The sequence below is a fragment of the Salinivibrio sp. ML198 genome (assembly GCF_001996015.1).
GTDB classification, from domain to species: domain Bacteria; phylum Pseudomonadota; class Gammaproteobacteria; order Enterobacterales; family Vibrionaceae; genus Salinivibrio; species Salinivibrio siamensis.
Genome location: NZ_MUEZ01000075.1, coordinates 1 through 336, shown reverse-complemented (window position 1 = coordinate 336; position 336 = coordinate 1). Strand labels below are relative to the sequence as shown.

Sequence of the window (336 nt, the reverse complement as noted above, 5' to 3'; positions counted from 1 at the left end):
GTTAAAACTCAAATGAATTGACGGGGGCCCGCACAAGCGGTGGAGCATGTGGTTTAATTCGATGCAACGCGAAGAACCTTACCTACTCTTGACATCCAGCGAATCCTTTAGAGATAGAGGAGTGCCTTCGGGAACGCTGAGACAGGTGCTGCATGGCTGTCGTCAGCTCGTGTTGTGAAATGTTGGGTTAAGTCCCGCAACGAGCGCAACCCTTATCCTTGTTTGCCAGCACATAATGGTGGGAACTCCAGGGAGACTGCCGGTGATAAACCGGAGGAAGGTGGGGACGACGTCAAGTCATCATGGCCCTTACGAGTAGGGCTACACACGTGCTAC

General features: G+C 52.7%; 1 rRNA gene. It reads left to right on the top strand.

From position 1 onward, the window contains the following. Window positions 1–336, top strand: a 16S ribosomal RNA gene (locus BZG25_RS15795); the annotation flags it as partial.